Below are 13,681 nucleotides of genomic sequence, written 5' to 3'. Positions count from 1 at the left end.
TTTTGAGTTTTGAGTTTTGAGTTTTGAGTTTTGAGTTTTGAGTTTTGAGTTTTGAGTTTTGAGTTTTGAGTTTTGAGCAGGGATTTCAGCCCCATCGCCCTAAAGCTTGCAGGGCATTCATCAAGAGCGCACCGAAAATCAACATCATGCCGATGAGTTCGCTTTGGGTAGGAACTTCGCCCAATTGTGCCCAAGCAAACAGTACGCCCAAAGCTGGATTGAGGAGGGTGCCTAGTCCAGCGGTGCCAGCGGATAGGTTGGTCAGGGCATAGAGCCAGAGGAATTGGGCGATCGCGGTGGCAGGAATGACGTTATAGACCAGTGCGCTGATCAGTTCGGGTGACCAGACAATGGGTTCAGACGGCACAATCAACGCCGCGATCGCCAAAGGGATTACGCCAAAGAGAGTTTGCCAAGTGGTCAGCGACAGCAAATCGAGCGTCATCGTCTGCTGCATTTTTTTGGCAACGATCGCCCCAGCCCCCCAGCTAATTCCCGCCGTCACTGCCAGAACGGTACTCAGCAGCGTTCCGGTCATGTGCAGCGGATTGAGGATGAACAGAAACCCCGTGAGGCTGAGGGCGATCGCCACCCATTGCAACTTGTGAACCCGTTCTCCTAGCCAAAACCAAGCAAACAACAGCACCCAAAATGGCATGGTGTAGACTAGAACCGCTGTTTTTCCAGCACCGCCGCTGACCAGTGCCCAGTTTGCCAACCCATACACTCCAGAAGATTGCAAAACACCCAACCAAAAAGAGCCAGCGATCGCTTGCGGTTTCAGCGGTTTTCGTAACCCAATCATCACCAGCAACAACACCAAACCGCCTAACCCATTGCGGAGGGCGGCAAACGTAAACGGAGAGGCATACTGCACGGCAATTTTCATCTGCACCCAGTTGTAACCCCAAATGAACGCTAGCAGCAATAACGCCAAAATTGCTCTATTGGACGAAGATTTAGACTGGGACACTTGGGGTGCGGGGTAAAGAGTGCAGAGTGCAAAGTGGGAAGTGTAAAGTAGGCACATCGTGCCTTTTGCAATTCTCTCAAATTACCATTCCTACCCTGATTCCTATGCAATTGCGGCAACAAGTTGGCTTTTACTTAGAAGATTTTGAAACGCCTGTTGGTAAGGGATTAAACCTAGGAATCACTGGACTGGTATTGGTGTCTTCTGCCATTTTTGTTGCGGAAACCTATGGGCTGCCAGACTCGGTGCGATCGCTGCTCGAAACTGCGGATCAGGCAATCCTCTATCTGTTTTCAGTGGAATACTTAGTGCGGCTATGGTGTGCAGAAAACAAGCGGCAGTACTGCTTTAGCCTCTACGCCATTATTGATTTGCTAGCGATTTTGCCCTTATTCATTGGCGTATTTGATATTCGGTTTATCCGAGTTTTTCGCTGGTTTCGGATTTTGCGCCTGATTCGGTTTCTAGAAGGCAAAACGATTGTAGGCTATGTCAGCCGTGAAGATAGCGCGATCGTTACTCGTATCTTGCTGACGCTGTTTATCATTATCTTTGTGTTTTCAGGGCTGATTTATCAGGCAGAACATCCCAAAAATCCTGAAAAATTTGGCACCTTTTTGGATGCAGTCTATTTTTCCATTGCCACCATGACAACAGTAGGCTTTGGCGATGTCACTCCCGCAACTGAACTGGGTCGATTCCTCACCATTTTGATGATTCTCACCGGAATTGCACTGATTCCTTGGCAACTGGGCGACCTGATTCGCCGCTTAGTCAAAACTACCAACAAGGTAGAAATCATTTGCCCCGATTGTGCCTTGGCGTTTCACGATGCCGATGCTCAGTATTGCCGATCCTGCGGCACTAAACTCGCGCAGGGATGCCCCATTAAGAGAGTTGAAAATTTGGGATGAAAAATGAAAGGCAAGTGGCGAGTGGCGAGTGGCAAAGGATGAATGGCGATCGCGTTCCAGTTCATACTCTACAAATCCTACCTAGCCCATTTTTTAATCAATTAAATCTACTTGACCAATCTCTACCCGTTCCAAAACTCGATTGATGTTCAGTCGATCTGCTTCTGTAACGTGCTGATTAGAAAGCAACAAGGACGTAAGTTGAAGATGTTGGTAGCGAGAAACCTGCTTAGAGACGAGAATCTGTTCGATGGTAGCGCTAAAGATAGGGTTTGCTTTGTTGGAAGTTCGCATAATTTTTCTGAATTACATCTTTAGTCTTCATCCTCTTTTTAGCGTTCCCTGCTTTTGTATTAAAAAATACAGGTTACTTATAAATGGAGTTCAAACTTAATAGAATTCAGATTATCCAACTTGGATTGAAGGTGGCATGGCATCTTTTTGTTGGCAGTCTATATTTGCAGAACTTGACATTCAGAGTTAAAAATCAACCTTCTGATTTTGTTTTTTGTGTGAAGATCTAAATGTCTAGTCTGTTGGGAGGTAGTGCAATGCCAATTTGGGTAAATGAACAAATTGATCCCTGTGGAATTCTGCACACCTGTATTGCCTGTTGCGATGAAGATCAGGCGCAGGATTGCCATGAATCATTTAAAGAAAATCTGACGGATCAACAGCGATCGGAGGGATGGACGGCAAGTATGCGTCAGGTGCAATCTTGGGACGAGGTGCCAGTCAACGCTTTGAAGCTGGATTAGTCTAGATGTGAGATGCAGGATACAGAGTGCGAAATGCTGTTTGCTCGGTAGCACACTCGCAGATACAAAACGAATGACTAAGCTATGATACTTACTCCTATTGTCTCTGCCTTTTACGAAAAGGCACTACCCCTGAGACTTTACTAGTGAGGCGATCGCTGATTGACTTCTAACCCTAATCTGGGTTGTAGCGTATCTCGCTTTGCCCATTCCAATTTGCCCATTCACATAAATAGGGGCAGTTTATCAAAACCACCCCTACACTGCTGTCTATTTAGATTAGTTAGATGCATTGATAGTTTGAACAACCTATTCTCATTCTGAGAAGCTTCACCAATGCCCTTTTGCAAACACAACCCGTTAAAGACTACATGTTTTTGTTAGGCAAATCTTTCGAGCCGCCCATAATTAAGTCTTTTCCTGCACCCTTAGCATTTTGCTTCGCTTGGTCAGCGACTTGGGGAGCCGCATCACTTGCTCGTTCTAGGTTTTGCTTGATGTTATTTATACCCCGCTCGGTGCCTTTAGCAAAATCTTTTTGCAGTTTTTCAGCACTCTGCTGCACATTCTTAGCTGATTCTTGTGCCTTATCACCCAAAGGATTTTCCCGACGTAAATTGCTCACTGCTTCTTTAGGAGAATCTACTCGATTTTTTAGGTTGCCTTGGGCACGCTCAACATACTTTTTATTGTGCATTTGGGTTTTATCAGAATCATATTTAACATCATCGTTGTAGTTGTTCATCCCACCTGCTGGACGCTGTACTGCATCATACATTTCCTTTTGAAGTTTGCCTTGACCAGCGTAAGGATTGGGGTCGCTAACTGCTTTAGTTGCATCAGCAACTTTAGAACTGCAAGCAGTGTTAAACATTAGCAAAAAACCAGCAAGCATCACGATCGCAATCTGTTTTAATTGAAGTTTCTTTAAGCTAGAAACAATATCCGCTATTAGGTTAGAAATTAAATCTTTCATAACTTTCTCCATTTACATTATTCGATGTATCTGGATGGTAGCGGGTTACTCAATTGATTCTCATCTAACCAAAGAGCTAATTTTGCCATCAGAAAGAATCTGTGACTCTTACTTTAGAAGGATCGTTTGCCAACCATAGTCTGCATTGTCAAACAACCTAATTTCTATAGCCCAACTAATTCTCGTGCTTCTAGCCCAATTAACTTTTGCGCGATCGCGAGTCTAGTTTCCAGCTTTGCCACACTAAACTCATTCCGTAGATGTTCCAATCGTGCTACGGCATGAGCTTTCTCAGTATTCAGCCGATTAATTGCATCACAAGCCTGACGATATTCATGATTTGCCTGCAAGATTTCAAACCGCCGTGCCCGTCGCTGATTGTCGTTTTTTAAGTTCGCTTCAAATGCAGAAATTTTATCTGCGTTTCCTTCTAGTCGAGCAAGATGTAATCGCATGTCTGCAAGCTGATGTTCAACCTCATTCACTGCTTGGGAAGCTTGCGCGATCGCGCTGGGATATTGACTCAAATTCAGTTTCATCGCAACCTCTATAGAACTTACCGTTCAAGACTTAAAACTTGTTTTTGAAATTTATAAAGCTAGGCAACTAGTTCTACTAATTGCGGCATTTGCACCCGACTTGGAACTTCCGTCATTGGTGCTAACGGCTTCGACGAGATCGCAGCTTCTTCCAATACATTGACTTCAATCTTGATTGCCACTAAATAAGAGCCTGCCCGTTCACCCACTGCCCGTGCCACTAATTCCGCTAAAGCAGGATGTTCAGCCGTAATCGGATCTCGAAGGGTGCATCGATCCCACTCATACTTTGCAGCCGGGTCTAAGTTAAGAATGTAGTGCTTAGTCATAGTAAAGCTTATTTTGGTTCTTATGTACTATTCTAATAGAACAAAAAGAGACCTGCAACAATCTTAGTGAGGGGGTATGGCAACGGATGAGTAGATTAGGAAACAAAGATCCTTGAGAAATAAGGAACAACGGACGGTGATTATCTGGGCTTTTCCTTGTACTGCTGTAAATGGAAAGAGATCAAAATATTTGAAACATTAGAGACCGCTCAAAAGTCTAAAATTAAGATACCTGATGACTAATGATTTCGAGTGGCAAATCCCAGCACAATTCCTTATGGGTATATAAAACACTGCTGTATTTTTATTAGGGACTTTTGGGGTATCAAACGACTAAGTTTCGCCTGATAATTACAGTCTTCTACCACTACTGTTTGGTTTTTTGTTCTGCTCTTTCCATCCAAGGAATTTTAATGATGAAGTATTTACTGGCAACATATTCGCTGATGGTGATGTTAGGAGGCATGGGGCATAGTTTGCCAGCTTTAGCCCAAAACACGCCTGTATCTTCTAAGCCAGCGATCGCGGACGAAGACTTAAAAAAATTTGTGATGGCGGCAAAAAAACTAGAAGCCATTTCTATAGAAAAAAATAGGCAAGAAACCCAAGCACTGCAAAAAGAACAATTGACGATTGACCGATTCAAAGAGATTTTTTTAGCCCAAAAAGATCCAAAAGCTCAGACAACTCAGCAAATTTCCAATGACGAAAAACAAAAATTCGATCGCGCGTTTACGTTGCTCAGCCAAATCCAGGATAAGACGCGCATCAAAATGGGAGAAGCTGTCCAAGGTGAAGGATTTGAAATTCCTCGCTTTTTGCAAATCTTAGATGCCATCCAAAAAAATCCTGACTTGCAAAAGAAAGTGGAGCAAATGCTAAAAGCCTCTGGCAAATAGGCGCAGGGTTTATCAGATTTATCAAAAGTTACTGCACGATCTACAGTGGCGGTTAGCAGGGAGCTATTAGGTTCTTGCTGACCGCTGCCCCTTATAGGACATTACCCTACTTCATGGATTCATCTTCTCATTCAGTTAGATTTTCACTTTCACTTTCTAGATGGATAAAAACTAGATGGATGAGGAGTGTAATGATTGGGTTTAGCGGCGCGATCGCGCTAGGAATCGCGAGTCCAGGTTATGGTGCTGAGCGGATTTTTGTTGCCTACAACATTTTGGAGCGGTCAATTTCTGTTAGAGCTTTAGAAGATTACGCCAAGACAGGAGTGATGGACGAGGATCTGGCGGTCTATGCTCAGTATGCTCCCCAAAAAGTTCTGCAAGATCTTCGCAGCGCCCTCGTTGCCAAAGCCAATTTGAGTTCGGTAACCCTTGCCCAATTTCTCTACTCGCCCCAAGGAGATGCTGCTCTCAAGCGGCTAGGACAGGTGATTCAGCCAGAGTCGCGATTGTCGGGGTCTAAAGCAATTCGGGCAGCGTTGATTTTAGCAGCAGCGGAGCCAGACGGGTTGACCCTGCTCAATTTTTTGCGAAAATTTCCCACTCGCGGTATTCGGATTGATGTAGAGCGCAGTTTGCAGGTAGTGGGCGAACTGAACCGATTGATTAGCCAATCCCAAAAAGCGACTGAAGCGGTTACTCAGCAAGCTCTAGCAGAAAGTGTTTCCGATCCCCCGATCGCCTCAGAGTTATCACTCGATTTACGTCAGCCCGGTACTTACAAATTTGAGAAGCAAACAATCACGCTAAATGACCCAAATCGAACGACAGTGTTTGCGTTGCCGGGTGTACTGGGTAATCAACCCGCGACTGGTGAAACAACCCCTACGGAAATTGCCCCAATTGCGCGATCGGGAGCCGATTTATTAAAAGGGCGAATTTATCCAGTTGATCTTTACCTGCCTGATCCTAGCCGCACAACCGCGCCTAATTCTGTACCGGTGATTGTTATTTCCCATGGATTGGCTTCCGATCGCACCAGCTTTGCGTACCTTGCCCAGCACCTTGCCTCTCATGGCTTTGCCGTGTTGGTGCCAGAGCATCCTGGTAGCAATCGTAGTCAGATACAAGCGTTACTGACTGGGGCTGCCAGTGAAATCGCCGAACCAACGGAGTTTGTCAATCGTCCGCTAGATGTTACCTATTTGCTGAACTACTTGGAGCGGCAAGCTCCCACTAATCCAGCTTACCAAGCTCTTAACCTAAAGCAGGTTGGAATTATTGGGCAATCCTTTGGCGGCTATACTGCCTTGGCGTTGGCGGGTGCGCCGATTAATTTCAAGGAACTCGATCGCACCTGTCGTAATCTAGAAAACACCTTCAATGTTTCTCTGCTGTTGCAATGTCGAGCGCAGCAGCTTGAAGTCAGCACTCCAGTCCAAACTGAGTTTCGCGACCCTCGAATTGCGGTAGCGATTGCCCTCAACCCAATTACTAGCGCCATTTTAGGACAAGACAGCATCAGCAAAATTACCATTCCAACCCTGATTCTTGCAGGCAATGCCGATACCGTCGCACCAGCTTTATTTGAGCAAATACAACCCTTTACGTGGCTGACAACAACCGACAAATATTTGGTGCAGCTAATTCCTGGCACTCACTTTTCAGTCATTGGTGAAGGGGAGATGGGCAGTGATGCCGTTGACTTGCCGCCAGAAGTGATTGGTCCCAATCCCGAAATTGCGCGTCGCTATACTAAAGCCATTTCTCTTGCCTTTTTTCAGACTTACATTGCGAATCAATCTGCCTATCGCCCTTATCTTAGTGATATCTATGTGCGATCGTTGACAGAAACACTGATTCCAATTGATTTAGTCCGCTCTTTGCCTGTCAGTAATCTCAATATCAATGGGCAGGTTGAAAGCAGCCAATAACAGTTGGACTATTAAGACGGGCAGTTGTAGTTTATTAAACAGTTTTAGTATGAATAAAAAATTCCTCCTGGATCATTGATTGATCCAGGAGGAAAATTAAACACCATGGGAGAGACTTGTATAAAATAGGCTTCGATAAACTTGACTATGCGTCGGGTAAAAGGCTGCTGGAATACGCATCCAAATCACTATAAGCAGGTACGCGAGTTGCGAAATCAACTTTAGTCCCTGTCACCGCCTCAGATAGCTGCTCGAAAGATTCAGATCGCCAGTTGCGCTCATGAATAGGCTTAGACTGCTCTCCGCGAAAGTAAGCCATTGTTCCTAGAACTGCCACTGCTACCCAGCCGACTACAAATAATGCAATTAAGATAGTCATCTTGACTCCTAGTAAAGCTTTGTTTCACTCTGTAAATAAATGTAACAGATTGAAATATAAACGGCAAGTTGATCAAGGGGTAGTGAAACCCGATCAGGTGAAAGATGTTTTAAATTTTGCTCTTAGCAGATTTTTTTAGGCAGATATTCCTAGGCGAGGTTCTGACTCGATGAATGGTTTCCGCATAAATTTGAAGGATTGTGTCTGTTTTTTTCTGCCAATTGAAGGATTTTAAAACTCGGTGTCGTCCTGTTCTCCCCATTTTTTCGCGCAGCGTGGGAGATTGGGCTAGGCGCACCATTGCGGTGGATAGACCGTGAATGAATTCTTCACGAGATTGAGGACTTACTAAAACCCCACAGGACTCATCTATGTAGTCCATTGGTCCTCCCCATTTCGTTGCAATCACGGGTAAGCCTGTCGCCATTGCCTCTAAAACGACTGCCCCTCCAGATTCAAATAGGCTAGGAAGCACCAAAACGTCAGCAGCTTGTAAACGTCGCGCACATTCCTTTTGAGAAAGCCAGCCCGAAAATTGTATCGCAGGGCGGCGATCGCCCTTTTTGCTAGTGTACTGTTCGTCATTCAGCCCTAAGTCTGCCGCAAGTTGCATCAAACCATCCTGAGCTACCCCATCTCCAATAATTTCTAGGGTTGCTGGCAATTGATCAAGAACTTGTTGAAAGGCAGGCAGCAACAAATCAAGCCCTTTCCAACCCAACAAACGACCCATGAAAATAAATTTTACGGGTCGCAATTCATGCTTTGTATTATCTTCATTTGGGTGTGGTAAATGTGGAGTCAATCCATTTAGCTTGGCATGGGAAGAAAATTTCGATCGCCATAACAAAACATCAACACCGTTTTCAACCAGTTCAACTACTTTCCCTTGAACTCCATCAGGCAAAGCTTTTCGAGTCCGTTTATTCGCAACTAATAAAGTTGCGGCTAGCTTTTTACCTGGAATTAACGTGTTGAGCAGGTTGGATAATAGCCGACCGATAAAGACGGTAAAAGTCACGAGTTTTCCTTCATGATGCCGAAAAGCAGGGGGGAAAGTCATACCGCCATTCATTGGACCAATCACTACGGGGGCACCTAGACCAAAGATCAAAGAAGGAATTTTAGGCGAAACAAAAATAGGCTGATGAATTACATCAACCTGTTTATTTTGGACTAATTTTTTAATTAGACGACGCTGATAAAGTTGCGTTAGCATCGTCATTGCAAATCCACAAGTGATTTCAAAAATTTTTCGAGGTAAATACTTTCCTGTGGATGACAGCAGCCGATGCCAACGAGTATCAGGAACAAAGTAAATGCGATCGCAATCCGCAGGGAATTGAGTTAGCAACTCATTGCGAGTTCGTTCATGAACGACTAACCAAGCCTCAATTTTTCGCTGTCGTAATTCCCGAAAATAGTGAACTGGCAGTGCCGCTTCGCCCCCAAATTTCATCGAAGCATGTTCTGCAACAATTAAGATTCGTAGGTCTTGAGTATCTGGATAAGGCTGAGCAAATGTATCATCCTCATCCTTAGTTAATTGATGTTGATCGCTGAATGAGCCTTGTATCTGAGAAATAGAAAGGAATTGGGGTTGAAACATAATGCTTTTGACAGGGCAACTACACGATACCTAGGGCTTTTGTGGGATTTATCTGGCTAGAATTTTGCGCTAGATTTGCTGAGATTGGGGCGATCTCGCAACCTCAACCGAAGCGACAGATTCTAAAGCAATGAAGTCCTTGTCTGGGAACAAAACAGGCAGCTTTTGCAATATCTGCCGCCGCCATATTAGTACGGTAGATACCGGTACTAAGGTGAGTAGGCAACCAACTAAGCTAAGAACTGTATCGCCACTTCCTGCGCCAATTAACGCACCCGTTGTCAGGCAAAATGTCAGGCTGGCAAGTGAAAAAATAGGTGCGTTTCTAATCAATACTGCAAACGGCAAAAGCACTGAAGGATACCAAGACATGAGCCAGGGTGTTGCTCCCAACAGCAGCGCCATTGTGACCCAGCCCAAATCGGTTACTAAATTGACTTCTAAGTAGTTTCGTTTGAGATAAGGCTGGAGCAGTTTCCAACTATAGAAAATGGCAAAACCTAGAACTGTAATCCGGCTTAACTGCTGAATAATCGGCTGATTTTCAAGGAAAGTTGCTCCGGTAAAAAACGATAGTCCCAAATTGATCAGGTGATGAATAGAACGTGCTGTTAATCCAGAAACGCCAGGATTAAGCAAGCTTTTCCAGGCTACTAAAGTTGGAAAAATAGTTTGACTCAAAATTAGAACAATCACAGCTAGACTAGCTAAGGCGATCGCTAAAGTTTTCCAGAGCCGCCGCGAGATTAAAAAACCTACTACAAGTGGCAACCAAATAATTGGCAATGTTTTCGTTAAAAAGCCGACGGCGATCGCTAAAATTGCTGCAACATAGCGGCGATGATACAAACATCCAATCAAAATAATGACTGAACAGCATAAAAATACATCTACATGGGCATCTGCAACATGAGCGATTAAAAGGAATGGATTGAGCAAGTATGCGATCGTCAATTTACTGCGGCTTGGAGAGTCTTTGAGCAAGCGCCAAATCAAATGAGCATTAAGAATATAAACTAGTAAACAAAATAGTTTAAATACATAAACTCCTAAAATTGGATTTACTCGAATAAACACAGCCGAGCTAATAAAAAACAGTTGAGAAACGGGTCCATAGGTAGAAGTTTGCAGCCAATAAAGCAGCGGCATTAGCACACTAGAAACATGACTGGCAGGAATAACAAATGGATTTACACCTCTTAACTGCATTAGCCCGTACTGTAAATAAAGATAAATGTCATTGCTTAGGGGGTATGCAATAAGCGCAAGTAGCAAGAATGGAATTGCAGGTTTGATAATCTGCTTAAATTTCAACTTGTTTGAGATGGGTTGACTGCGAAATAGCCAAATAAGATAGCAACTGCACAAACTAATATAGGAAATCGTTGACAATATCCGAATAAAACTAACACCATTAAACGATTCACTGTTGAAGTTAGTCTCCTCACCCGCGATCGCTTCAAAAAAACTGGCTATTCCTCCAACAGCTAACACCACACAAAGAATTGATGCAGTGATAAGTGCGAAGGTATATAGAATTTGGCTTCTAGCAAAGTTTTTCAGCATAGTACTTTACGAAAACTAAGGATTTTCAGTTGAGATGCATCATTGAAGAAGTTTCATTTTCAAAGAAACACTCTTGGCTTTAGTTAACCTGAGTGACTCGCCAGTTAAGCTTTAAGTTAATCCAAAAGTTCCAGACGGTAACAATCGCGATCGCTAGAAAGTTTGCAAGGTAGGCATTCAGATGAAATCCATTAAAAAGAAGATTGAGCAGCAGAATTTTAAGGATCAGTCCCATCAAACAGATGATGTTAAATTTGAGAAATCGCTTAAGTGTTTGCTGCCTACCAAACTGCTTTTGAGCAAGATCTTTGAATGTCCAGCGATCGTTCCAAAGAAAGTTATTAACAATCGCTAGTTCACCTGCAAAGATGGCACTTCGCGTTAAGCCGAAACTTAAAATGGCATAGAAAAAATATAGGAGTGCCATATCAACTAGCAGTCCCGATAAGCCTACAAATGCAAAGCGAATGAACCGCCCTACTGGAAAATTAATCTGTTTGCCCCAATGTCCTAAACGCCCGGAATCAACCCGCAGCCGTACCAAATGGTGTAGATAATCTTTATATTGCCGCCAAGTGACTTTGCTTTCGCCAACCTCACGTTCTTGAAACACATAGCCGACTTCAGCGATTTGTCGAATATTACCGCGACCAATGACTTCTAATAAGATCTTATAGCCAACTGGATTAAGCGGAATCTCAGCGATCGCCTGACGTTTTACTAGAAAATAGCCACTCATCGGGTCAGAGACGCTGCTCAATACTCTAGGTAAAATCATCAGTCCTAATAGTTGTGCGCCGCGTGATAAGATTCGCCGGGTTGCACTCCAACTACTCACCCCACCTCCTTCCACATGACGACTAGCAACCGCCAAGTCTGCACCCCGATCAATCTTCTCTAATAGTTTTAGTAATACCTCTGGTGGATGCTGTAAGTCTGCGTCGATTACACCTACAACTTCGCCTCGTGCAGCCTGCCAGCCTCGAATTACAGCGGTTGATAATCCCCGTTCCTGTTGTCGTCGCATGACCTGCAAATTAGGATACTGATCGGTCAAATGTTGAGCATATTCCCAAGTGCGATCGGGGCTATTATCATCAACAATCAGCAATTCATAATCGTTAGGCAATACTTCGTCTAGAATCTGGCTCAGTTGGGCAACCATTTTCTCAATACTGTCCCGTTCATTGAATGTTGGAATAATCAGAGAAAAGTATATTGGAAATACTAAACTAGAGGTTGATGCAGCGCTTCCATCCATCGAAAAGGACTGAGGCAACCTTGACACTTGAAGTAAGCCGGATGGCACTGGTAGCTGATGCTTTTGTTGGATGCTAATCATTGGGGTCTGTTGAGTTAGCAGGTCTATGAATCATGACAATAATCACCGCCTAACATTCTAAAGTTGAACCAAACAGTTTTAGATGTAGGCTGTTTGATTTACTAATGAAAGTTGGCTAAACAACTGTCAAGGTACATTCAAAAGCAAGTGAGTGTAAATATCCCTGTAGACAGACATAATATTTAATACTTATGTGTACGAAAATAGTGTTGTAACACTGACAACTTTTTTGTAGAAACAAAGCAAGTCACAGCAACTAAATTTTTTCAAATAAATTTAGTCATCGTTGCAGTACGAAGATGTTTTAAAACCGATTTTATTTTTATCTAGTGAACTAAGCAGCGTCTGAAAATCAGTTAATCGCGCGATCGCTCAAGCGATCGCAGGACAAAACATCTCCGTATAGTTTTGCTAAATGAATATCATCGGCATAGAGCGGCACGGAAGTTATTTAGAGAAATCTTGAGTGCAGTTTAAAGAACACGCTCTGCAATTCTTAGCTTTGCTGATCGTGCCCTGACATTTTCCTGGATTTCTTCATCAGTGGCAATAATTGGCTTTTTGGTCAACACTTTTAGCAGGGGCGATTCTTTTAGTCGATGTTTGACGATGCGATCTTCCAAACTGTGAAAGCTGATGACCACTAATCTGCCGCCTTCATTCAGCCAGGTAGGTGCAGTTTGCACCAGCGTTTCCAACACGTCTAGTTCGCGGTTAACAGCAATCCGCAGTGCTTGAAAGGTGCGTGTGGCGGGATGAATGCGTCCATAGCGATAGGAAGGAGGAACGGAGTAGAAAATCGTATCTGTTAGTTCTTTTGTAGTTGTAAACGGGCGCTTTTCGATAATCCGATGAGCAATTTTACGCGACAGGCGTTCTTCACCATAGGTATAAATTAGATTGGCTAAGTCGGTTTCATGCCAATGGTTGACAATTTCAGCAGCAGTAAGCTCCTGGGTTTGATCCATCCGCATATCGAGCGGTGCCTCTTGCCGAAAGCTAAAACCGCGATCGCTAACATCTAGCTGGGCAGAACTCACGCCCAAATCCGCTAAAACGCCGTCGAATTTAGTATCGCCAGGGTTGAAGCTAGCGAAGTTGATATGGTGAAACTGAACGCGATCGCCATACTCAGCCAAAGTTAGTTGTGCCGCTGCGATCGCCCGTTCATCTTGATCCAACGCCGTGACTTTCACCGTTGCTGCTGTATCTAAAACTAAGCGGCTGTGCCCTCCACCCCCCACCGTGGCATCTAGATAATGCCCTCCTGATTGCACGTTTAACCCTTCCACAACTTCCTGTTGCAATACTGGAATGTGAATAAAATCTGGGAATTGTTTAATCCTTGAAAATTCAGCGCTCACATCATCACCCAACATTCATCCACATAGCCTTTACTTAGTGTATCTGGGATACCTTAAAGCATCTCCAACTTGGGCAACTCATTCTAAAATAATATTCCA

At 43.9% G+C, this 13,681-nt stretch carries 14 protein-coding genes; 4 read left to right on the top strand and 10 right to left on the bottom strand.

Features of this window, described 5'->3' with window-relative positions; all coding sequences use genetic code 11:
* Window positions 1-85: 85 nt before the first annotated feature.
* Window positions 86-973, bottom strand: coding sequence for a DMT family transporter (locus AB3R30_RS14500; protein WP_458649910.1), 888 nt, complete (start codon window positions 971-973; stop codon window positions 86-88).
* 65 nt (window positions 974-1,038) lie between these two features.
* On the opposite strand from AB3R30_RS14500, the gene AB3R30_RS14495 reads away from it, so the two are divergent.
* The gene (locus AB3R30_RS14495; protein WP_458649909.1) at window positions 1,039-1,887 is read left to right on the top strand and encodes an ion transporter; all 849 of its coding nucleotides are present in this window, start codon (window positions 1,039-1,041) and stop codon (window positions 1,885-1,887) included.
* Between the two features lie 93 nt (window positions 1,888-1,980).
* Here AB3R30_RS14495 and AB3R30_RS14490 read toward each other — a convergent pair whose 3' ends face one another.
* The gene (locus AB3R30_RS14490) at window positions 1,981-2,181 is read right to left on the bottom strand and encodes a hypothetical protein (protein ID WP_458649908.1); all 201 of its coding nucleotides are present in this window, start codon (window positions 2,179-2,181) and stop codon (window positions 1,981-1,983) included.
* A 257-nt stretch (window positions 2,182-2,438) separates the two neighbouring features.
* Here AB3R30_RS14490 and AB3R30_RS14485 point away from each other — a divergent pair, with 257 nt between their 5' ends.
* On the top strand, window positions 2,439-2,645 hold the full coding sequence (locus tag AB3R30_RS14485; protein ID WP_458649907.1) for a glycogen debranching protein: 207 nt from the start codon (window positions 2,439-2,441) through the stop codon (window positions 2,643-2,645).
* Between the two features lie 367 nt (window positions 2,646-3,012).
* Here the strand turns inward: AB3R30_RS14485 and AB3R30_RS14480 are convergent, their stop codons facing one another.
* The 3 genes from AB3R30_RS14480 to AB3R30_RS14470 form a co-directional block, all read right to left on the bottom strand.
* Window positions 3,013-3,621, bottom strand: a complete 609-nt coding sequence (locus AB3R30_RS14480) for a DUF6658 family protein (protein WP_458649906.1) — start codon at window positions 3,619-3,621, stop codon at window positions 3,013-3,015.
* 164 nt (window positions 3,622-3,785) lie between these two features.
* A complete protein-coding gene (locus tag AB3R30_RS14475) occupies window positions 3,786-4,160 on the bottom strand; it encodes a hypothetical protein (protein ID WP_458649905.1) in 375 nt (124 codons plus the stop codon).
* 59 nt (window positions 4,161-4,219) lie between these two features.
* A complete protein-coding gene (locus AB3R30_RS14470) occupies window positions 4,220-4,489 on the bottom strand; it encodes a hypothetical protein (protein ID WP_458649904.1) in 270 nt (89 codons plus the stop codon).
* 413 nt (window positions 4,490-4,902) lie between these two features.
* Here AB3R30_RS14470 and AB3R30_RS14465 point away from each other — a divergent pair, with 413 nt between their 5' ends.
* Together AB3R30_RS14465 and AB3R30_RS14460 are read left to right on the top strand one after the other, a co-directional pair.
* On the top strand, window positions 4,903-5,388 hold the full coding sequence (locus AB3R30_RS14465; RefSeq protein WP_458649903.1) for a DUF4168 domain-containing protein: 486 nt from the start codon (window positions 4,903-4,905) through the stop codon (window positions 5,386-5,388).
* A 191-nt stretch (window positions 5,389-5,579) separates the two neighbouring features.
* Window positions 5,580-7,322: an alpha/beta hydrolase gene (locus tag AB3R30_RS14460; RefSeq protein ID WP_458649902.1), complete on the top strand. Its 1,743-nt coding sequence runs from the start codon at window positions 5,580-5,582 to the stop codon at window positions 7,320-7,322.
* A 145-nt stretch (window positions 7,323-7,467) separates the two neighbouring features.
* Here AB3R30_RS14460 and AB3R30_RS14455 read toward each other — a convergent pair whose 3' ends face one another.
* From AB3R30_RS14455 to rsmH, 5 genes are all read right to left on the bottom strand, one after another.
* Window positions 7,468-7,701: a photosystem II protein, Psb35-related gene (locus AB3R30_RS14455; protein WP_458649901.1), complete on the bottom strand. Its 234-nt coding sequence runs from the start codon at window positions 7,699-7,701 to the stop codon at window positions 7,468-7,470.
* Window positions 7,702-7,810: 109 nt separating this feature from the next.
* Window positions 7,811-9,310, bottom strand: a complete 1,500-nt coding sequence (locus tag AB3R30_RS14450; protein WP_458649900.1) for a glycosyltransferase family 4 protein — start codon at window positions 9,308-9,310, stop codon at window positions 7,811-7,813.
* 69 nt (window positions 9,311-9,379) lie between these two features.
* Complete coding sequence (locus tag AB3R30_RS14445; RefSeq protein WP_458649899.1) at window positions 9,380-10,876, bottom strand: hypothetical protein; 1,497 nt, start codon at window positions 10,874-10,876, stop codon at window positions 9,380-9,382.
* Window positions 10,877-10,955: 79 nt separating this feature from the next.
* Window positions 10,956-12,218: a glycosyltransferase gene (locus tag AB3R30_RS14440; protein ID WP_458649898.1), complete on the bottom strand. Its 1,263-nt coding sequence runs from the start codon at window positions 12,216-12,218 to the stop codon at window positions 10,956-10,958.
* 473 nt (window positions 12,219-12,691) lie between these two features.
* Entirely contained in the window at window positions 12,692-13,582 is an 891-nt protein-coding gene (rsmH, locus tag AB3R30_RS14435) for a 16S rRNA (cytosine(1402)-N(4))-methyltransferase RsmH (RefSeq protein ID WP_458649897.1), read from the bottom strand.
* Between the last annotated feature and the right edge of the window lie 99 nt (window positions 13,583-13,681).

The sequence above is a fragment of the Sivoneniella epilithica UHCC 1019 genome (assembly GCF_040830845.1).
Taxonomy (GTDB): domain Bacteria; phylum Cyanobacteriota; class Cyanobacteriia; order Leptolyngbyales; family Leptolyngbyaceae; genus ULC077BIN1.
Note: the sequence above shows the minus strand (reverse complement) of the source record. Positions and strands in the feature narration are given on the sequence as shown.

What these genes read in the sequence shown, in the direction of transcription:
- AB3R30_RS14440 (WP_458649898.1), bottom strand. Translation starts at nt 12,218, where the DNA reads ATGATTAGCATCCAACAAAAGCATCAGCTACCAGTGCCATCCGGCTTA.
- AB3R30_RS14445 (WP_458649899.1), bottom strand. Translation starts at nt 10,876, where the DNA reads ATGCTGAAAAACTTTGCTAGAAGCCAAATTCTATATACCTTCGCACTT.
- AB3R30_RS14460 (WP_458649902.1), top strand. Translation starts at nt 5,580, where the DNA reads ATGATTGGGTTTAGCGGCGCGATCGCGCTAGGAATCGCGAGTCCAGGT.
- AB3R30_RS14470 (WP_458649904.1), bottom strand. Translation starts at nt 4,489, where the DNA reads ATGACTAAGCACTACATTCTTAACTTAGACCCGGCTGCAAAGTATGAG.
- AB3R30_RS14450 (WP_458649900.1), bottom strand. Translation starts at nt 9,310, where the DNA reads ATGTTTCAACCCCAATTCCTTTCTATTTCTCAGATACAAGGCTCATTC.
- AB3R30_RS14455 (WP_458649901.1), bottom strand. Translation starts at nt 7,701, where the DNA reads ATGACTATCTTAATTGCATTATTTGTAGTCGGCTGGGTAGCAGTGGCA.
- AB3R30_RS14480 (WP_458649906.1), bottom strand. Translation starts at nt 3,621, where the DNA reads ATGAAAGATTTAATTTCTAACCTAATAGCGGATATTGTTTCTAGCTTA.
- AB3R30_RS14465 (WP_458649903.1), top strand. Translation starts at nt 4,903, where the DNA reads ATGATGAAGTATTTACTGGCAACATATTCGCTGATGGTGATGTTAGGA.
- AB3R30_RS14490 (WP_458649908.1), bottom strand. Translation starts at nt 2,181, where the DNA reads ATGCGAACTTCCAACAAAGCAAACCCTATCTTTAGCGCTACCATCGAA.
- AB3R30_RS14485 (WP_458649907.1), top strand. Translation starts at nt 2,439, where the DNA reads ATGCCAATTTGGGTAAATGAACAAATTGATCCCTGTGGAATTCTGCAC.
- AB3R30_RS14475 (WP_458649905.1), bottom strand. Translation starts at nt 4,160, where the DNA reads ATGAAACTGAATTTGAGTCAATATCCCAGCGCGATCGCGCAAGCTTCC.